Origin of the sequence: Rhodocytophaga aerolata (genome assembly GCF_030503435.1) — a bacterium.
GTDB lineage: Bacteria > Bacteroidota > Bacteroidia > Cytophagales > 172606-1 > Rhodocytophaga > Rhodocytophaga aerolata.
Genome location: NZ_JAUKPO010000003.1, coordinates 404,559 through 425,549 on the forward strand (window position 1 = coordinate 404,559; position 20,991 = coordinate 425,549).

Annotated in this window: 17 protein-coding genes; 5 read left to right on the forward strand and 12 right to left on the reverse strand. The window is 38.9% G+C overall.

What is annotated here, in order from left to right; translation table 11 throughout:
- Positions 1-108: 108 nt before the first annotated feature.
- From Q0590_RS08500 to Q0590_RS08540, 9 genes are all read right to left on the reverse strand, one after another.
- Positions 109-2,541, reverse strand: a complete 2,433-nt coding sequence (locus Q0590_RS08500) for a hypothetical protein (RefSeq protein WP_302037084.1) — start codon at positions 2,539-2,541, stop codon at positions 109-111.
- Entirely contained in the window at positions 2,541-2,825 is a 285-nt protein-coding gene (locus Q0590_RS08505; RefSeq protein WP_302037085.1) for a hypothetical protein, read from the reverse strand. Before Q0590_RS08505 ends, Q0590_RS08500 begins: the two co-directional genes overlap by 1 nt.
- A complete protein-coding gene (locus tag Q0590_RS08510; RefSeq protein ID WP_302037086.1) occupies positions 2,822-3,052 on the reverse strand; it encodes a hypothetical protein in 231 nt (76 codons plus the stop codon). Before Q0590_RS08510 ends, Q0590_RS08505 begins: the two co-directional genes overlap by 4 nt.
- A gap of 5 nt (positions 3,053-3,057) precedes the next feature.
- A complete protein-coding gene (locus tag Q0590_RS08515) occupies positions 3,058-3,369 on the reverse strand; it encodes a helix-turn-helix transcriptional regulator (RefSeq protein WP_302037087.1) in 312 nt (103 codons plus the stop codon).
- A 67-nt stretch (positions 3,370-3,436) separates the two neighbouring features.
- The gene (locus tag Q0590_RS08520; protein ID WP_302037088.1) at positions 3,437-4,273 is read right to left on the reverse strand and encodes a hypothetical protein; all 837 of its coding nucleotides are present in this window, start codon (positions 4,271-4,273) and stop codon (positions 3,437-3,439) included.
- Positions 4,263-5,369, reverse strand: a complete 1,107-nt coding sequence (locus Q0590_RS08525) for a site-specific integrase (RefSeq protein ID WP_302037089.1) — start codon at positions 5,367-5,369, stop codon at positions 4,263-4,265. Before Q0590_RS08525 ends, Q0590_RS08520 begins: the two co-directional genes overlap by 11 nt.
- A 115-nt stretch (positions 5,370-5,484) precedes the next feature.
- Complete coding sequence (locus Q0590_RS08530; RefSeq protein ID WP_302037090.1) at positions 5,485-6,423, reverse strand: ABC transporter ATP-binding protein; 939 nt, start codon at positions 6,421-6,423, stop codon at positions 5,485-5,487.
- Positions 6,424-6,605: 182 nt separating this feature from the next.
- Complete coding sequence (gene dnaJ, locus Q0590_RS08535) at positions 6,606-7,745, reverse strand: molecular chaperone DnaJ (RefSeq protein WP_378410187.1); 1,140 nt, start codon at positions 7,743-7,745, stop codon at positions 6,606-6,608.
- 52 nt (positions 7,746-7,797) lie between these two features.
- On the reverse strand, positions 7,798-8,349 hold the full coding sequence (locus tag Q0590_RS08540; RefSeq protein ID WP_302037091.1) for a nucleotide exchange factor GrpE: 552 nt from the start codon (positions 8,347-8,349) through the stop codon (positions 7,798-7,800).
- A 228-nt stretch (positions 8,350-8,577) separates the two neighbouring features.
- Between Q0590_RS08540 and recJ the strand changes: the two genes are divergently transcribed.
- The 4 genes from recJ (at position 8,578) to Q0590_RS08560 (ending at position 14,332) form a co-directional block, all read left to right on the forward strand.
- Entirely contained in the window at positions 8,578-10,281 is a 1,704-nt protein-coding gene (gene recJ, locus Q0590_RS08545; protein ID WP_302037092.1) for a single-stranded-DNA-specific exonuclease RecJ, read from the forward strand.
- Between the two features lie 146 nt (positions 10,282-10,427).
- Positions 10,428-11,159 (forward strand): LPS export ABC transporter ATP-binding protein, encoded by a 732-nt coding sequence (gene lptB, locus Q0590_RS08550; RefSeq protein WP_302037093.1) that lies wholly within the window; start codon positions 10,428-10,430, stop codon positions 11,157-11,159.
- Positions 11,160-11,239: 80 nt separating this feature from the next.
- A complete protein-coding gene (locus Q0590_RS08555) occupies positions 11,240-12,769 on the forward strand; it encodes a GH3 auxin-responsive promoter family protein (RefSeq protein ID WP_378410184.1) in 1,530 nt (509 codons plus the stop codon).
- Between the two features lie 90 nt (positions 12,770-12,859).
- A complete protein-coding gene (locus Q0590_RS08560) occupies positions 12,860-14,332 on the forward strand; it encodes an APC family permease (RefSeq protein WP_302037095.1) in 1,473 nt (490 codons plus the stop codon).
- A 90-nt stretch (positions 14,333-14,422) separates the two neighbouring features.
- On the opposite strand, the gene infB is transcribed toward Q0590_RS08560, so the two are convergent.
- The 3 genes from infB to rimP form a co-directional block, all read right to left on the reverse strand.
- Positions 14,423-17,650, reverse strand: a complete 3,228-nt coding sequence (infB, locus tag Q0590_RS08565) for a translation initiation factor IF-2 (RefSeq protein ID WP_302037096.1) — start codon at positions 17,648-17,650, stop codon at positions 14,423-14,425.
- 126 nt (positions 17,651-17,776) lie between these two features.
- Complete coding sequence (gene nusA / locus Q0590_RS08570) at positions 17,777-19,021, reverse strand: transcription termination factor NusA (RefSeq protein WP_302037097.1); 1,245 nt, start codon at positions 19,019-19,021, stop codon at positions 17,777-17,779.
- Positions 19,022-19,023: 2 nt separating this feature from the next.
- Positions 19,024-19,494: a ribosome maturation factor RimP gene (rimP, locus tag Q0590_RS08575; protein WP_302037098.1), complete on the reverse strand. Its 471-nt coding sequence runs from the start codon at positions 19,492-19,494 to the stop codon at positions 19,024-19,026.
- Positions 19,495-19,731: 237 nt separating this feature from the next.
- Between rimP and Q0590_RS08580 the strand changes: the two genes are divergently transcribed.
- Positions 19,732-20,871, forward strand: coding sequence for an endonuclease/exonuclease/phosphatase family protein (locus tag Q0590_RS08580; protein ID WP_302037099.1), 1,140 nt, complete (start codon positions 19,732-19,734; stop codon positions 20,869-20,871).
- Positions 20,872-20,991: the final 120 nt, after the last annotated feature.

Below are 20,991 nucleotides of genomic sequence, written 5' to 3' on the forward strand. Positions count from 1 at the left end.
CCGTATTTCAGTCGGAAAACTTTTGCCCTTTTGCCCTAATCGTTGAATACTTGAAAATTAAGGGGATTTTGCAGGGCAAAACAGTAATTTTTTTTGCCCTTTTGGCTCTTACTTTTGCCCTGTTTCAGAACTTTTGCCCTGTTTTGCTTTGAATAATGCATACCGGATACCATTGCTTTTACTTTCGTCATAATCCCGATTAATAAAGCCTGCATAAGCCTTAAGCCATTTTGTAAAAGTGTTTGGCTTTAGTATGGCTTCGGTATATTCAGGAAATTCAGTTCTGAAAGCTGAAAGCAAATCAGATTTATTGTATCCGTCTTGATTAATTTTTGCATTCGGATTGGTATAATCAAAGATGTGCTCTTTGGCAAAATCCATAAAGTCTTTGTTGTTGCCTGTTGTTTGAATCAGCTTTCGTTCATCTAAATGAATAACGCTAGGCTTTATCAAACCATTGGCTAAATAGGATCTGCAGCAATTGAATAAGAAATAATAAAACAGGTGCCAGTCTTTATGGTTCCAATCATCAAAAAACCAGGCATCAAATTCATCTTTAGGGCTGAAAGTATCTGAATAGTAATTAGCAAATTCAAATTCAATTACCCTGGCCTTAGCACTACCTCCGCTGATCTCTATAGCCCTATTTGAACTGATCAGGATTGTAGGCCGGATAATAAAGCTTGCCTGGTTCTTTTTTTCTACGGTTACACCTTCCGTAACAGCTGTAAACATCAGCTCAAAGTCAAACTTCTTTTTACCTCTGCCAGCATCGTTAATATGCATTATCTGCGTATCAATGGTAGCATTCTGGTATTTGAACCGGTCATCTGGATTGAAGTTTTTACCGTCAATCTCACAATAAGGCCGGAGCTCGCCCATGGCTCTGCCTATGATCGTTTTACCGGTTCTGCCTTCCGGATTATCTGCAATATCCGTATCGGTAAAGACAATAGCCTTACGCTCTCTTTTGGCACTATGAAGCAAATAGCCAAGGATAGATACAAATGATTCCAGCCGGTCTTTATCGAGTTGCCATTGCTCATTTTCTTTGATGGAACAAATGTTCTGCACAAATTGAACAAACATAAAATCTTTCAAAGATCCCTTTGCTGGCTGCACATAGTCCCGTTTTATAATTTGCGTATCCCAGATATACCCTGAAAGCTCACTATATGGCCTAAGTATCGTATTATCTTTTGTTACCTCTATAAAGCCATTCTGGAAGTAGAAGAACATCTGATGAGGTGTATCAGTATGAAAAGTAGGAGAGATTGCTTTCAAGGATTCCAGCTTCTCTCTGCTAAAAAGACTGGAGAATAGAAGTAAAGTATTAATGATATCATGCCTGGCTACTTCTGATAATACTTTCAGGCTTTCTACATATCCACAAGTAAAATCTTTAATATCCTTGGTTGCAACAATGGATACAACATTTTCTTTTACCCGTACATAGTAAAAATCATTCACATTCAACCGGTAAAGCATGTAGCCATTTTTGCCTAAGAACTCAAGAAAATTTTTAATATCAATGCGGTATACTCCAGGCTCCGTTTCAAACCAGAATGAATCATAATTGCTTTTAGATACCTCTACTTTTTCGGTTTCCGGATTATAGGCATATAGCTTGCCTCGATAATTAAAATCATTTAAGCCTAATTTGCTTTCATGGATTTTGTAAAAGTTATTAAAATCATCCAGCCCAAACCAGCTATTTAGCTTGCTATTGCTATTATCCTTTAAGCTTAGAATAGTGAAATAACTCTCTGCTTTAGATAGCGCCTTAGCATCTGTAATGATTTCCTGGCTTTCCTCTGGCAGTTGAATAAATAAATCATCCAAACCCTTTGCTTTATTTTCAGGCTTGATATAGCCTACATAGGCATCTACATTTACACCTAGGCAAGATTCTTTCAGGTTCTTAGCAGCAGAGGCAAAACCATTACTCCGATATGCTAAATCTTTTGTAATAAGGTCTTCTGGCTGCAAGGTTTCATCATGGGAGGTCATACATTTAGCATCTGCATCAAACAGAAGTACTAAGTTTTTTACCTTGCACCTTTTGATTATTTCAAGTATGTACGGGTGCAGCTCCTTAGATCCCTTTGGCCTGAATTGAAATATGCCTAGTGTAGCAATACAATCTAATCCTTTAACTGATGCAACAAAGGCCTTTTTAGGTCCTTCTGTAATATAAAGGGTAGTAATTGTAACACCGGTTTTAATTTTAGTGATGATTTCAGGAGGGAGAAATGGCGTAGCTTCTGCCTTGTATGGATTGATGTATTTACCCTTACTATCAGGTATTTTTTTTCTCCTGACTATATACGGCCTAGGATTATTTTTGCCATCATAATAAATAGCCTCTTTGCCGTCAGGATCTAGAAACCGGATAAGCATATCATCATGAGCATCGCTATAAATTATCTGACCTTCTACCTCATTTCCTTTCCAATTGCTATAAATCACTGTATTCTGCTCATGGGTAATACCCATCTGGGCTAATACTTTTTGTGCAAAAGATATGGTATCTGTATTCATTAGCCCTCCGTTTCTATAAATTCCATCATACTAAATGCTCTCTTTCTTTCTCGCAATACCGGCTTTTCCACTTCTTTAAAATCCATATAGGCCGTTTGCTTTGCTGATTCATTAATGATGATAGTTTCTTCCTGTTTGGTTTCCGATCCACATACTAAAGGCAAATGCTCATCTGGAGGAATAGCTATAGGCTCAAGCTTGTTATGCTTTCGCCAGAAGTTGGTAGCTGGCAAACATTGCCTTTGGTAAGGAGTGAGTTTATAATATTCTCTATAGTCACTCATTTGCTTTCTCCTTTCTGAAATCCATTGATTATCTGTTTTAGCTCATCAGCGGACATACCAAACCTGGCCGCATAATTTTTGAATGCAGTATCGGTTAATTCGTCGCTCTCAATTAATTTGAACCAGGCGTATACTCTGGGGTTATTGGCTTTTAACTGCTCAAGTGTTAATTTTACTCGTCTCTCATGCTCCGGAAAGACATAGTTATTCCCTCCGCTATTTCCCATCTTGGTTAGCGGCCTCTTCTTTTACCTAATGTTACTAGGGTTGCAGCTTCCTGCTCAATCTGCTCAGTAGTCTTTACCGGATTACGCAGGCACCAGGCGGCCAGCTCCTCTACATCGAAGTACACCATCTTGCCTTCAGGTTTATAATGCGGTACCTGGCAAGCAGCGGTTTTTTTGTACATGTCGCTTCTGGAGCGCCCGGTATAGATACAAGCCTCTTCAAAGGTTAAAACCTTTTTTTTGCTTAACATGCCAGCTGCCAGCATGGCTTTAATATTGTTAAGCTCTTCTAATAAAATGTCGTTTGTTTCTGCCATTGTTGATGTGTGTTAATATCAACAAATGTGGCAATCAACTGAAAATAAGTAGGTTAGTGTAAATTAATTAAAAGTTAGTACTAACTTTTTTTATTTCTTTTGTTAGACTTGGAATTACTTTGAGATTATCAAATTCATAGGTAGTTTTAGAACAAACAACACTCAATTGTTTGGCATTAAAAGGTTTTCCTCTTTTATTATAGAAGTGTGAACAGATTAATTCATTAACATGGTCATCTTGTATTAGGCCTTCATCTTCTAAGAACTTAAATAATGATTTAAGTTGAGGTTCTGTGCCTAGCCATTTTATCTGCTCTAACTTTTCTTGGTTATCAATAAAATGCCTCTCGAATTCTTTATAAGTGACATTAAAGCACTTAGGAGTTAAAGAAGAATGAATTAGTTTTATAATCGTCTTTTGCTGTTCAATCTTATGTATATTAAGTGCTATTAACTTCGGTTCAGGTGAAGTTGATAGCCTACTAATTTTAATTTTTTCCTTCTCTTGAATCCATTCGCTTACAATTACATCAATTGCACCAGCCTGTGCTATTCTAAATTCTCTCATTCCTAGTATATCATCCTCAGGATTGCGAAACCAATCTAAACTAGCTTTAACTAAGATTTTTGTATGCTTAAGAAATGCTTTTTTATCTCCTGAGTATTTATGATAGTGATAATCTAACATTTCTTCAATGGCAACAATATCGATATGGTGCCAAAAGAGTTTATGCCTAAACAAGTCATCAACAAGATGTCCTATACTCTTATATGTAGGTCTTGTAGGATTAATAGGTACAATTTTTCCTTCATCATTTCTATGAAAACTACCAGCTTTTAATTGATGCTTACTTTCAGGTGTTTCTTCTGATAAATAGAATGAATAAAACGCATTATTCTCCATCCTTCACCTCCCCAAAATTGATTGTAGGCAGCATATTCACCGCATCCACTTTTTTCTTATCAATGATCTTTGCATAGATCTGAGTAGTTTCCACTTTCTTATGTCCTAGCAGCTTGGATACTGTATAGATATCCGCTCCACTGGTAAGCAGTAAGGTGGCATGGGTATGTCTGGCTGAATGGAAGGTAATAGGCTTCTGTATGCCTGCTCTTAGCAGCCAGTACTTTAACTTAATACCTATCCAGTTACGGCTTTCTAAGGCAAATACTTTACTTTCCGGCTCTTTAGTCTCTCCAATGATTTCTCTGGCCTGCTTAGATATAGGCAGCACTTCAGCACCATCTGTTTTCTTCTGGCTGTACTGAATGTAATAGCCTAACTCTTTAGAATGGTTTATATCTCGCCACTTTAAAAGCTCGATATCAGAAAGCCGTAAACCAGTCAAAGCAGAAAATAAAAAAGCTTTCTTTAAATCCGGTAAATCACATTCAGCTTGGGCCAGCCGGTGCAGCTCCTCCGCAGTGAGGTAATGCCGGTGGTTGCCTTTCTTCTTTAGCCTTTCAATGCCTATTGCCGGATTATCCTGAATGATTTTATCTTTCACTGCTTTATTTAAGATCGTAACCATCTTTTCAAAGTAAGCTAGGGCCGTATTATGGGATAGGGTAGAGGCTAAGTGCTCTTTATAGCCTTGTACCCAATCTGGGGTAATCTCTGCAAAGGTTACCGGCTTATCTTCTGCATAAAGCTTTATATGCTTGATGGTAGAAAGCCAGGTATTAACTGTATTTTGCTTTTTATGCTTTGATGCAATGGATTCGACAAAAGGAATAAGCAAGGTCTGAGAACGGAAAGAGGCAATGTTTCCATGTTTGTTACTCATCAGCTCCTCATAGCGTTTGGAGCGCAGACTTTCAGCCAGGTTGATAGTTTCCTTATTGGATGATTTATCAAATGGAGTAGGACCTTTGGTAAGGTATAATTTCAAAAATTCATACCAGCGTTCTCCATTATGGTAGATGTCCAGATAAAGGCTTTTCTTCCCTTTGGTTAGTGTCTTTTTTCGAAGGGTAACGGATGTTTTTTGTGTCTTCATTTTTTGTTACTCGTTTACCAGTTTTTGTTACCGGAGGGTATGGAGTAACAAAGTAGTAACAAAACATGAGAAAGTAAAGGAAAACAACAGAAAGTATAACCGCCTAAAAACCTATTTAAACAGCGATTTCTTTGCTGATGTTTTCCGTTGTTTCATCCGTTACACTCTTAATAAAAATATCATTCATGCTGGGGATGCTTTCTATAAATGAATGAATCTGAACCTGGTTAATCAGGAAAGCTAGCAAGTGGTTGGGTGTGGAGTTGGCAGGTATCTTAATAGCAGCTCTAAAATGATTATCTGCAAGTTCTTTCAAGCTCAAAATCTCAAATTCAGGAGAAAGAGAATTTAGTTTTCCTTCTCCTTCAATAATAAAGGTATTTGTCCGGTACCGGTTTTTAATTTCTTTAGTTGAGCCATCAAGTATTTTCTTCGATTTATTAATTAAAGCAATATAATCGCATAACTCCTCAACAGATTCCATACGGTGAGTAGAAAAGATAATGGTGCTACCTTGTTCTTTTAGCTGGAGAATCTCATCTTTTATTAAATTAGCGTTAATAGGATCAAATCCGGAAAAAGGCTCGTCCAGAATAATTAATGTAGGGTTGTGAAGAACAGTAGCCACAAACTGCACTTTTTGCTGCATCCCCTTGGACAGATCTTCTATGTTTTTGCTCCACCAGGTTTGTATTTCAAATTTTTTGAACCATACTTTAAGTTTATCCATAGCTTCGGCTTTAGATAATCCTTTAAGTTGCGTTAAATATAACAATTGCTCTCCTACTTTCATTTTTTTGTATAACCCACGTTCTTCGGGCAAATAGCCTATTTGAGCAATATGTTTGGATGAAAGGGGCTCTCCGTTGAAAAAGATACGTCCGCTGTCAGGAGCGGTAATTTGAGTAATGATGCGGATGAGAGAAGTTTTACCAGCACCATTAGGCCCCAATAAACCGAATATACTACCTCTCGGAATACTAATACTTACATCTGCAAGTGCGGTATGATTTGAATATCGCTTAGTAATATGCTGAGCCTCGAGTATATTCACAGGATTACGTAAAATTTGATGAATTAGAAAAACTTAAGAATTAAGCATTTATCCAAATCTAATAAAAAAACAGATGTTATTTAAACTAATGGCATAAATGGTAGGCAGTTTGAACAAGATTCAAACAAGAAAGCCTTCTGTCTATTAACAGAAGGCTTTCTAGATATACAGGGATTTATCAATTACTGGAAAAATTCTTTCATTTTCTCAAAAAAGCCCTTGTCATTTTTTCCTGGATTAGGTGCAAAGTTGGGAGATTCCCGTAATCGCTCTAATAACATTGTCTCTTCACGTGAAAGCTGTTTAGGCGTCCAGATATTTACATGAATCAACTGATCGCCCCGGTTATATCCATTAATATCTTTAATGCCTTTGCCTTTCAACCGGAGAATTTTACCACTCTGTGTTCCTGGATCTACTTTTATTTTTACTTTTCCTTCAATAGTTGGAACTTCAACGGTTGTACCTAAAGCAGCATCTGCAAAATTGACATACAAATCGTAAATGATATTTTGCCCGTCACGTTTTAATGTTGGATCTTCTTCCTCTTCCACCACGATAAGCAAATCGCCAGCTACACCTCCGCGAGGCGGTACATTACCCTTGCCACTCATGGAAAGCTGCATTCCTTCACTTACTCCGGCTGGTATTTTTATAGGAATTACCTCTTCTTGTAATACTCTTCCTTCACCAGCACAAACGTCACAACGGTCAGTTACTATTTTACCCTCTCCATTACATGTGCCGCAGGTAGTGGTAGAAACCATTTGCCCTAACATAGTATTGACTACTTTCCGTTGTTGGCCAGTTCCATTACAGGTAGTACAGTTTTTTAGAGAAGCTCCATTTTTAGATCCATTTCCACCACACGTATCGCAAGTAACATGGCGTTTTACTTTTATTTTCTTTTCTGCCCCGTTAGCAATCTCCTGCAGATCTAGCTTCAGTTTTATGCGGAGGTTAGAGCCTTTTCTAACTCTGCGGCCACCACCTGCTCCTCCACCAAAAAAGCTTTCAAAAGGGCTACCTGAACCACCAAAGATATCTCCGAATTGAGAGAATATATCTTCCATGTTCATGTTGCCATAGCCACCACCATTCACTCCCTGGTGGCCAAATTGGTCGTACCGTTGTTTTTTATCAGGATTGCTTAATACTTCGTAAGCCTCTGCTGCTTCTTTGAATTTGTCTTCAGCTGACGGATCGTCAGGATTTTTGTCCGGATGGAATTTAATGGCAATTTTCCGGTAGGCCTTTTTAATCTCGTCTGGGTTAGCCGACTTGCTTACCCCTAACACCTCGTAATAGTCTCTTTTAGCCATGATTTACTAAATTAAACCCATCCGAATCCGGATGATCGTATAAATATATTTGTTATGAACCAATAATTACTTTAGCAAATCTCAGGACCTTATCATTTAAAAAATATCCCTTTTCTACTTCATCTATTACTTTTCCTTTTAAATCCTCGGAAGGCGCCGGAATTTGCGTAATAGATTCATGCATATCAGGATCAAAGCTTTTACCTACAGATTCCATGGGTTTTAGCCCCTTCTGCTCCAGTGTCTTATATAATTTATTATAAATGAGCTGCATTCCTTCTTTTACTACGCTGGCATCTTCTACATTCGCACTAGACTTTTGCGCCCGTTCGAAGTCATCAATAACAGGTAGTATTACTTTCATTACTTCCTCATTTGCCGATTTGATATAGTCAAGCTTCTCTTTGGCTGTACGCCGCCGCAGGTTTTCAAAATCGGCATATAACCTCAAATATTTTTCTTTAGATTCTGCTAATTCGGCAGTAAGTCTGTCTGTAGTACTGTCTTGGCTGTCTTTTGAATCAACTTCATTAGCATTCTGCTGATCATCAAAATCAGCATTTACTGTATTTTTGTCTTGCGTTCTGTCTTGTTCTTGTTCCATTTTTGCCAGTTTTATTCTTCAGTATTTTCCGCCTAAATTCGGCAATATCTTTGCCAAACCCAAATTTCTGACAAGATGACACATAGTAGCATGGAAAGGTTCCTATGACAGTAGGTAAATAATAATACAAACTAATCAATTGCTACTGTTTCAGTTACCTTACAACTACCATATTTGCCGAAAGCTTACTAATGATTGGTAACATTAAATTTGTTATTTTAGCATACTATGAATAAGCGTTGGATTGTAAAACAAAAGCCTTCAGAAGAACAAATAGCCCATCTAATCGCAGAGATAAATGTGAGTGAGCCAGTGGCTTCCATGTTATTACAGCGGGGCGTTCACTCCTTTGAAGAGGCAAAAAACTATTTCAGGCCTTCATTAGAGTTGCTGCATGATCCGTTTCTGATGAAAGATATGGATAAAGCGGTGAACCGCTTGGTAGAAGCTATTTACAATCACGAAAAAATAGTTGTCTATGGAGATTATGACGTAGATGGCACTACATCGGTAGCTTTGTTTTATGGATTTTTACGCACTTTTTATAGCAACCTGTTATTTTATATTCCTGACAGATACAAAGAAGGCTATGGCATATCTCAAGCAGGCATAGAGTGGGCAAATGAGCAAGGCGCCACCCTGATGGTAAGCTTAGATTGTGGAATAAAATCCAAAGAACTAATTCAGTATGCCAAAGAGAAAGGAATAGATTTTATCATCTGTGACCACCACCGCCCGGATAATAATTTACCTGATGCGCTGGCAGTATTAGACCCAAAGCGCAGCGATTGTGAATATCCTTACAAAGAACTCTCAGGTTGCGGTGTCGGATTCAAGTTACTGCAAGGTTTCTGCATTCAGAATAGCATTCCTTTTGAAAAATTGTACCCTTTTATGGATTTGCTGGCTGTAAGTATAGCTGCAGATATTGTTCCGATTACTGGCGAAAACCGGATAATGGCTTATTTTGGCTTACAATTATTAAATACACATCCACGGCCAGGTTTACAGGCTCTTATACAAATAGCCGGGTTTGAAAAGAAATTAAGCATCAGCAATGTAGTGTTCGGCCTTGGTCCAAGAATAAATGCTGCTGGTAGAATAGCCCATGCGCATGCGGCGGTGCATTTGTTGCTGGCACATTCTAAAGAAGAAGCAGAACAACATGCCAAAGAAATAAATTTAAACAACCGCGACAGACAAGGTTTTGATACGAATATTACCAGAGAAGCGTTGAATATGATAGAGATGGATGAATTGATGCGAGAGGCAAAAACTACAGTGTTGTATAAAAATGACTGGCATAAAGGCGTAATTGGTATAGTGGCCTCCCGTTGTATTGAAAAGTATCATAGACCAACTATTATACTCACTGAATCGCATAGCAAAGCAGCCGGTTCTGCCCGTTCGGTACCCGGCTTTGATGTATATGATGCTATCGAAGAATGCAAAGATTTGCTGGAGCAATTTGGTGGCCATATGTATGCTGCCGGATTAACCCTAAAATTAGAGAATGTACAGGCTTTCCGGCAAAAATTTGAAGAAGTGGTTGCCCGTAAAATTACGGAAGACCAACTCATTCCATTAATAGAAGTTGACCTGGAATTAAAACTGAAACAGATCAATTTTAAATTTTATAATGTCATTAAGCAAATGGAGCCTTTTGGCCCGGAAAATATGCAGCCCATTTTTGTTTCCGAGCAAGTATGTGCCAGGGACAATGTAAAGGTGCTAAAAGACCAACATCTGAAGTTATATGTATATCAGGAAGACTCCCAGGTATTTGAGGCAATCGGGTTTGGAATGGCGGCTTTTTACGGTAAGATAAAGCCTTTTCATCCATTCAGGTTGTGTTATCAGATTGTTGAGAATAATTTCAGGGATAATAGAAGTTTGCAGTTACTGATAAAAGATATTAAGTTTTACGAATAGTATCTTTTATAACTGTAGCAGTAAATGTTTATCCATTCGAATAAAAATTCATTTTCATAAGACCTAGCCGCCTGATAAGCTGTTAGGTCTTGTGCATATATAGTACATTCGCATACAGAATAGAATTACTAGCCCATAAAATTCCAATGCTGTTAAGGTCAGAGAATTTATTAAAAAAATATGGCAGCCGGATCGTCGCCAATAATGTATCAGTACAGGTAGAGCAGGGTGAAATTGTAGGCTTGCTGGGACCAAATGGTGCCGGTAAAACCACTACCTTTTATATGATCGTGGGCCTGATAAAACCTAATGCAGGTGATATTTTTCTCGACGATGAAAATATTACAAAGCTTCCTATGTATAAACGTGCCCGGAAGGGACTTGGCTATTTGGCACAGGAAGCCTCTGTCTTTAGAAAACTTACTGTTGAAGAGAACATACTCTCTGTGCTGGAAATGACGAACAAACCCAAGCAATTTCAAAAAGAAAAAACAGAAATGTTATTGGAGGAATTCCGTTTAACGCATGTTCGGAAAAACTTGGGTATGGTGTTGTCGGGCGGTGAACGAAGGCGCACAGAAATAGCCAGAGCCTTAGCAGTAGATCCTAAATTTGTACTGTTAGATGAGCCTTTTGCCGGTGTAGACCCAATTGCTGTAGAAGAAATTCAGGGAATTGTAGCTAAATTAAAAGATAAAAACATTGGTATTTTAATTACCGACCATAATGTAGACGAAACCCTCTCTATTACGGATAGGGCGTACTTACTATATGAAGGCAAGACACTTATCTCAGGCTCACCAGAAGATCTGGCTTCTAATGAAGAAGTACGCCGTGTATATTTGGGTAAGCATTTTGAGTTAAAAAGAAAAATATAAATATTGATTGATGACTAATAAATAATAAGTAAAATACGTATAGTCATTACTCAATATTCAATTGTTAGTATAACCGCCTAATGGAGATTTTGAATTCCGTGTTGACATGGCTCATGAAGAAGCGCATGTCGCAGATAGAATTTTTTATAGAAAGCCCTCACCAAGTGCAAACCGACCAGTTTAATAAACTCATTGGAACAGCACAACATACTGAGTGGGGCAGGAAATATGAATATAGTTCAATATATACGCACGCAACTTTTGCCGAACGGGTTCCTATATCTGCCTATGAAGATTTGTTTCCCTATATAGATCGATTAATGAAGGGTGAACAAAATTTGTTGTGGCCCTCTGAAATAAAATGGTTCGCCAAATCATCTGGTACAACAAACGCCCGAAGCAAGTTTATTCCAGTTTCCTCCGAAGCTTTGGAAGATTGCCATTTCAAAGGGGGCAAAGACCTGATGTCTATTTTTGTAAACAACAACCCAGATACGAAGGTATTTATGGGAAAAGGATTGTCTATTGGTGGAAGCTATCAGCCGGGTTCAGGAAAACAAGATTATTATTGTGGAGACGTATCGGCTGTGGTTATGAAGAACTTACCAATCTGGGCTCAGTTTATTCGTACCCCAAGTCTGGATATAGCATTGATGGATAAGTGGGAGGAAAAAATAGAACGGATGGCTAGAGCAACGATGGAGGAAAATGTAACCAGTATTTTAGGTGTACCTACCTGGACTATTGTACTTATCCAACGCATACTTGAGATTACAGGCAAAACTACTATCCTTGACGTATGGCCGAATCTGGAAGTGTTTGCTCATGGGGCTGTGGCCTTTACCCCTTACCGGGAGCTGTTTACCAAAACCCTTATCCCTTCTTCTTCCATGCAATACATGGAAATATATAATGCATCAGAAGGATTCTTCGGTATACAAGATGAGAAAGGGATAGGCGATATGCTGCTGATGCTAGACTATGGGGTATTCTACGAATTTGTGCCCATGGAAGAATTAGATAAGGAGTTTCCTAAAGCCTTAACCTTAGACCAGGTAGAGTTAAACAAGAACTATGCTTTAATTATTTCTACCAATGCGGGTTTGTGGCGGTACAAAATTGGCGATACTATTAAATTCACTTCTCTTTCTCCCTATCGTATACGAATTACAGGACGTACTAAGCATTTTATTAATGCTTTTGGCGAAGAAGTTGTTATCGAAAATGCTGAAACTGCTATAACGAAAGCCTGTGAAGCAACGGGCGCTATCATCCGGAATTTTACTGCTGCACCCATTTATATGGAAGCGGCTGGCAAAGGAGGGCACGAATGGGCGGTAGAGTTTATTACACCTCCTGCTAATCTTAGGCATTTCAAAGAGATATTAGACCGTACATTACGTGAAATAAACTCAGATTATGATGCGAAGCGGTACAAAGATTTAGCTTTGCAAATGCCAGTGGTGCATGCCCTACCGGAGGGAACCTTTCATAATTGGTTGAAAAAACACAATAAACTTGGTGGCCAGCATAAAGTACCCCGTCTTTCTAATTCCCGCGACTTATTAGAAGATATTCTGAGCAGTATTTCTTTGGAGAATCATCTCTAGACTTTTGAATCTGGCATTCATTTTTTTCTTGACATATTATTCCGATATTCAACGGTAATATACCGTACTTAGGGAGTAGTAAGGACATTTATGGAAAGACCAGAAACAGTTATTCAAAAGGCAAGTGAAGAAAAGCATAAGAGCGGACTAATAAAGACGATAGGTTTATTTACTGCAGTAACAGTAGTACTAAGCTCAATGATCGGCTCAGGAGTATTTAAAAAGGTGGCTCCTATGTCCGAAAATCTTATGTCACCGGAATTAGTGCTGCTGTGCTGGTTACTGGCTGGATTTATTTCTCTATTAGGGTCATTAACGAATGCCGAAATTGCCGGTTTAATTGCTGAACCTGGCGGGCAATATGTCTATTTTAGAAGAATGTATGGAAAAGCCTTTGCCTTCTTTTATGGCTGGTCCTGCTTTGCTGTCATACAATCGGCTTCCCAAGCTTCTATTGCGTACGTATTTGCACAATCCCTTAATTCATTAGCCCCTTTGCCTCGGTTAAGTCCTGAACTAGAAGAAATAAGTTTGTTTGGATTTTTGTACCCGCTTCGGAATTTAGGCGTCAAATTATTAACCGTCTCCTTACTGGCCTTATTAGCATCTGTGAATTATAGAGGGGTCAAATATGGAAGTTCCGTTAGCCGGGTCTTTACTACGGCTATTGTGCTGTGTATTGTAGTAATTATTATTCTGGGATTATCCATAAGTGGAGGCAGTGTCAACAACATCTATACAGATGCATCCACGTATTTAACATCAGAGGTTAATACCTCCAGATTAGGACTAATAGGAGCTATTTTTACCTCTATGGTAAGTGCTTTCTGGGCGTACGATGGCTGGAACAACTTAAGTTTCCTGGGTGGAGAAGTTAAGAATCCTAAACGTACAATTCCCTTAGCCTTAATAATTGGCGTAAGTACCGTAACATGTATCTATCTGCTTATTAATTTCACCTATCTGTTTGTAATGCCTATAGATGAAATGATCGCTGTTTTTAATACGCCTAATACCATTGCAGCCATTGAAGTGGTGAGAAAGTTTTTAGGTCCGGTAGGAGCATTTAGTATTTCGTTACTTATTCTGTTAGCTACCTTCGGTTGCGTAAACAGTAGTATATTATCTACCTCCAGAGTGTATTTTGCTATGGCTAGAGATGGACTGTTTTTCAGGAAAGCAGCTACGGTACATCCTATTTATAGTACGCCTTCTGTTGCTTTGGTAATGCAATTTGTATGGTCATCGGTACTTGTATTTTCGGGCAGTTTCGACCAGCTAACAGATATGTTAATTTTTGCCGCTTTTATCTTCTATGGAGCCGGAGCCTTTGGTGTGTTTGTGTTACGTAAGAAAATGCCTGATGCGCCCAGGCCGTACAGAGCTTTAGGCTATCCGGTATTACCAGCGATTTTTGTGCTTTTTTGCATCCTGCTTGTAGCCATTTCGCTGATTGAACGTCCTCAGGAAAGTTTTACTGGATTATTTCTTATTTTCAGTGGTTTGCCGTTTTATTTTATTTGGAAGAAAAATAAAGCAAATGTGCTTGATTCCAGTGAATAATGGCTAGAGTAAAGTAGGATTCTAATCGTAAAGGTATGAAATGAAAAAGCCACTCAATGTGTTGAGTGGCTTTTTCATTTAAGAGTGTTTTTACAACGTACGTTTAGTTTCTTTTTGTTCAAATGCTTCTATGTTGTCACCAACTTGTATATCGTTAAAGTTTTTGACACTCATCCCACATTCATACCCATATTTAACTTCACTTACATCGTCTTTGAAGCGTTTTAAGGCGTCTATTTCTCCGGTATGTACTACAATACCATCGCGTACCACCCGGATTTTAGAATTCCGTTTGATAACGCCTTCGGTTACATAACATCCGGCTACAGTGCCAACCTTAGTAATCTTAAACACATCCCTTACTTCTACATTTCCGGTTATTATTTCTTCTACTTTTGGTGCTAACATGCCTTCCATGGCATCTTTTACATCGTTAATAGCATCATAAATAATAGAGTACAACCGTACTTCAATTTCCTCTTGTTCAGCCAATCGGCGGGCATTTACCGAAGGACGTACCTGGAAGCCTACAATTACAGCATCAGATGCAGAGGCAAGCAATACATCGGATTCAGAAATCTGGCCAACACCTTTGTGTATAATCCTTACCTGAACTTCGTTGGTAGATAAGTTTAATAATGAATCGGAAAGAGCTTCTACAGATCCATCTACGTCACCTTTCACAATCACATTCAATTCTTTGAAGCTTCCAATAGCCAGACGTCTGCCAATTTCATCCAACGTGATATGTTTCTTTGTACGGATGCTTTGTTCACGTTGAATTTGCTCTCGTTTGTTGGCAATTTCCCGGGCTTCTCTTTCTGTTTCCAGCACATTAAACTTATCGCCGGCTTGTGGAGCACCACTTAAACCAAGCACCTGTACTGGCGTGGAAGGGTTAGCTGTTTTTAAACGTTTGCCCCGGTGATCGGTCATGGCTTTTACACGGCCATAGTGAGCACCAGCAAGCAAAATATCTCCTATTCGTAAAGTGCCGCTTTGTACAAGCACAGTAGTTACATACCCGCGTCCTTTATCCAGAGAAGCTTCAATTACTGTACCTACTGCTTTCTTGTTTGCATTTGCTTTTAAATCAAGTAACTCTGCCTCCAGAAGCACTTTTTCTAATAATTCAGGAACTCCTTTACCAGTTTTAGCAGATATTTCTTCGCTTTGATATTTACCACCCCAGTCTTCTACTAAAATGTTTTCTTTTGCTAATTCCTCTTTAATTTTTTCAGGGTTAGCATTCGGTTTGTCTACTTTATTAATGGCAATTACAATGGGCACACCTGCTACCTGCGCATGGTTAATGGCTTCTTTGGTTTGAGGCATTACATTATCGTCGGCAGCTACTACAATAATTACGATATCTGTTACTTTTGCTCCCCTTGCACGCATAGCTGTAAATGCTTCGTGACCAGGTGTATCTAAGAAAGCAATTCGTTTACCGGTATCAGTAGTAACGTCATAGGCGCCAATGTGCTGTGTGATACCACCCGATTCGCCTGCGGCAACTTTAGAACGACGTATGTAATCAAGTAAAGAAGTTTTACCATGATCTACGTGGCCCATAATAGTCACAATAGGTGCTCTTGGTTCCAGATCTTCTTCTTTATCTTCTTCCTCTGTCAATATATCTGTTTCTTCTTCTGTGGAAGCAAACTCTACATCATAGCCAAATTCATCGGAAATTACAGTAATAGCTTCTGCATCCAGACGCTGGTTTATGGATACGAACATACCTAAGTTCATACACACAGAAATAACTTCGTTCACTGATACGCCCATTAAGGAAGCCAGATCATTAGCCGAAATAAATTCAGTTACCTTCAGTACTTTAGATTCTTCCTGTTCCTGCAACAAACGCTCTTCGCGGGCAGCCGCAACAGCGGACCTTTTTTGCCCCCGGTATTTGGCCCGGTTTGACTGATTGGATGTGTTTTTATTGCCACTTAATTTGGCTAACGTAGCTTTTATCTGATCTTGTATTTGCTTATCGGATACTTCTTCTTTCTCAAGTGGCTTGCCTATTGGCCGATTATTTTGTCCGGGCCGATTCTGACCGGGTCTGTTTCCAAAGCCAGGTCTGTTCTGATTCGGTCTGTTATCTCCTGTACCCGTAGTGCTTTTGCCTGCAAAAGAAGATCGGTCATTGTTGGCATATGGCGGACGCTGGCCAGGCGTACTTTGCTCACCCGGCTTTTGGCCAATTGGTGGTCTTCTGTCCCCAGTAGCATTCTGATCTGCCGGTTGATCTCCTCCTATACGAACACGTTTCCGTTTCCGCTTATTTTTCTTTTTATCGTCAGCCGAAGCATTGGATGTAGGAGTAGTAGTAGGTTTCTTCTTGTTTTTGTCCCGTTCAGTCGGAAGTTCTATCTTTCCTAATACTGTTAAGCCTTTTAACTGATCAGCTTTCGCTGTTACTAGCTCCCATGCCTGTTCTTCTTTTTGAATCGGAATTTGTGGAACTACTTTTGGTTTTTCTTCAACCACCGGTGTAGGAATATTTTTTGCTTTTGAAATTCGCTCTTGGGTTTCTTTAGCTGGTTCTACTGGTGCTGTTTCTGTAGTAGAGGTAACAGGTTGAGGAGCTTTTATTTCCTCTTTTTCAACTGTTGGGGTTTCCTTAACAGGAGGAGTAACCACTGCCACTGGCGCAGGTTTTTCTTCCTGTACAGGCTTTTGTTCTTGAGCTACCGGTTCAGCAACTTTCTCTTCTTTTTTAGGGACCTCTACCGGCGCTGATTGTGTTTTTACCTCAACAACCGGTGCTTTTTCTACCGGTTTAACTGGTTCTTGCAGGGGTGCTTCTTTGGACTGAGTAGGTGTTGCTGCTGGCGGCGTTACACTGGTAGTAACTGCCGGACGCACAACATTTCCCCTATTGTCTAAATCTATTTTACCCAGCACTTTAAAGCCAGGTAACTTTGCCCTTTCAGCATCCTCTTTCTTAGCATTTATGGTGGTGCTAGTATCTGCAACTACAGCCGATTCTTTTGATTCCTTCTCTATAACTGGAGCTGGTTTTACAAATAAATCGTCTTCTTTTTTCTCTTTTTCAGGCTGCGAGTTGTTAATTACAACATTATCTGTGTGTTTTTTACCAATATTTAATCCTGAAGCTTCTCTTTTTTCCAATGCTGACGACTTAAACTCTTTAGCCAGCATTTCAAATTGCCCTTGACTTATTTTAGAATTCGGATTATTTTCAACTACAAAACCCTTGGCAGCAAGATGCTCTGCGATCGTGGATATGCCCACGTTCAGCTGTCTTGCCACCTGGCTAAGCCTCATCATTTTTTCTTCTGCCATATTGTTCTGTTCAGCGTATATAGTTATTGTTATCAGGTGTAGTGTTTTATTTTTACTTTTATTGCCAATTAAGTTATTATGTTACAGATCAATCACACTTTTTGTTCACCTAATAACGCATAACTTCTATTGCTCAAATTCTTGTTTTAGAATCTGTAAAACTTCTTCTATTGTTTCTTCTTCTAATTCTGTACGGCGCAGTAGTTCTTCTTTAGATACGGCTAGTACACTTTTGGCCGTATCCAAACCTACACGGCGTAATTCTTCTATTACCCACTCTTCTATTTCGTCATCAAATTCTGACAGGTCTATATCTTCGTCTTCAAACTCCTCTGATTCACGGAATACGTCTATTTCCATGCCTACCAGCCTGCCTGCCAGCTTAATATTTTGTCCTCCTTTACCGATGGCTAAAGACACCTGGTCGGGTTTCAGGTACACCGATACCCGCTTGTCTTCTTCATCTACTTTAATGCTACTGATTTTTGCAGGACTTAACGCTCTGCTGATATAAAGGTCCAGGTTGTCTGTATAGTTAATTACATCTATATTTTCATTTTCTAACTCACGGACAATGCTGTGAATTCTGGAACCTTTCATCCCTACGCAAGCACCTACCGGATCTATACGGTCGTCATACGATTCTACGGCTACTTTTGCTCTTTCGCCGGGCTCTCTCACCACTTTTTTTATAATGATCAGGCCGTCGTATACTTCTGGTACTTCATTTTCAAAAAGTCTCTCAAGAAAAGCTGGTGAAGTACGGGACAAAATAATGCGAGGCGTACCATTCACCATTTCTACCCGGTGAACAATCGCCTTTACTGAATCGCCTTTACGGAACCTGTCTTTTGGAATTTGCTCGGATTTGGGCAATATTAATTCGTTATTTTCCTGATCAATGAGCAGTATTTCTTTTCCTAAGATCTGGTATACTTCTGCAACAATGATTTCGCCAACAAGTTCCTTATATTTCTGAAAAAGCAAATCTTTTTCTAAATCTTTTACTTTTTGAATCAATGTCTGACGGGCTGTTTGTACTACCCGGCGGCCGAAGTCTTCCAGCACAATTGGTTCAGCTACTTCTTCGCCTTCTTCAAAGTCAGCCTCTATTTTTTGGGCTTCGGATAAAGGTATTTTGTCTACATCCCAGATATCTTCTGAATCGTCGGAAACTATTTCCCGGAACCGGATAATTTCAAGGTCGCCGTTGTCTACATTGATAATTACATCAAAGTTTTCGTCGGTTCCGTATTTTTTTCTGATCATGGTTCTGAATACATCTTCTAGAATCCTGATCATAGTTGGTCTGTCAATGTTTTTGAGTCTTGCAAATTCGGCAAATGACTCAATCAGCTCTCTGCTATTCATCCTTACAAGTTAAATGATATCAAAACAAATGCTTTTTCTATATCTGTAGTAGCTATTTCTAGTAATGGGTTGTTTTCTTTTTTCTTGCCTTTTGCTGTTTCGGCTATTGTAACACTGGTTTCTTTTACCTCTTCCAGCTTTCCGGTTTTAGTGCTGCCGTCTTTTAACGTTACACGCAAGTTGCGCCCTAAATGCTGCTTATACTGGCGGAATAATTTCAGCGGCTGGTCTATACCGGGGGAAGAAACTTCCAAGGTATAATTAGTTTCAATCAGGTTTTCGTCTTCTATGCGTTTGCCCAGCCATCGGCTTACTTCTGCACATTTATCTATGGACACGCCAGCATCTCCGTCCAGCCATATAATAAGTTTAGGAACGGATTTGCCTCCGGCAATTAATACATTTACCAGAAAGTATTCCGAACCCTGTAAATAGCCTTCTACTAAGGCTTCTATCCGCTCTTTTAAATCCATCTTTTCAGTGAATGAAAAGAGGGGACAAGGTCCCCTCTACATCAATAATCTTCGAATATGTGCAAAAATAACACAAAAATAAATCTTAACCAAATATTTATCAACATCTTAATATTTCCCTTGCAGTTGCTCCGTTATTCATTTTAAATTTGCAAATTACCTGCTTTATATTATCCTATTTTTTAACACATATCTTTTCTGTATGGCAGAACGTATATTCTTTAAGATAAGCAGTACATGACAACAGTTAATTCCATTCAGAAAAAATCTTTACCCGCTTTTTCGAAACTGTTGTTCTTGCTGCATATTCTGCTGAGCATTTACACATTACTAGCCTATTTGTGTGTATACATACCACCTGCCCGGTTCTGGCCGGCCGGGTTTATCTCTCTTTCTATACCGATTGTGCTGCTAGGGCATTTCTTCCTGTTTATTTATTGGCTGCTGCAAGCTCCCAGCAAAGCATTGTTGCCGCTTGTGGTAGTAGTATTAGGCTTTCCGTTACATAAACGTACGCTATCGCTGCATTTCAACAATCCCGAGCCCATTCCAGAACAATCTTTTAAAGTGCTCAGCTATAATGCCCGGATGTTTAACTTGTATGAAGAAAAAAAGAAATTCCGGTCTAATGAAATAATTTCCTGGGTTACCGAGAATGATGCGGATATTAAATGTATACAGGAGTTTTATAACAGAGACAATTCTAAAATTTTCAATACTATTACCAAAATTTCGGCTAAAAGTGAATACCGGTATTATATGACTCCCTTATTCGAAGGGTTAAGTAATAAACGCGGCTTTCTGGGTGTAGCCATATTCTCCAAATATCCCATTGTAGGGTATGGAGACATTGATTTTGGTAAAAGGAACTTAAATAAGGGGGTATACGCTGATATAAAAATTAAGAAAGATACCGTACGTATATTCAATGTACACCTGCATTCCATGAGCATCCGCACAGACAGCCTGTTTACGATAGATGATTATGCAAACTTTAAAGAAAATTACCTGGATGCCGTGAGAAGATTAAAAAGAGGTTTTGTTACCAGAGATCATCAAATAAGCATGTTAGCAGATCATATAAAAGCAAGTCCCCATCCGGTGATTGTCTGTGGAGATTTTAACGATGTTCCTTATAGCTATACTTACCAGAAAATGAGAAATATGCTGAATAATGCCTTTGAAGAGGCAGGCAGAGGGTTTGGATTTACGTACAATGGCAAAATATTTTTTTTGAGAATAGATAATCAGTTTGTGGACGAACAACTAAAAGTGATAGATTTTAGAACTCATAGAAATGTGCCCTTCTCTGATCATTTTCCTATTTCGGCTACGTATTCGCTAGCGAAAGATACTAGCCGGGTAGAGCCACTATAACTGGAGAAGTAAAGTTTAGCTATTTACTTATGTAGTTTTCAGTGTAGGTCTTAGTAAGAGGGAAGTATTATTTCTCCGGGTACTATTATCTATAAACAACAACCCATTCGATATTTAATG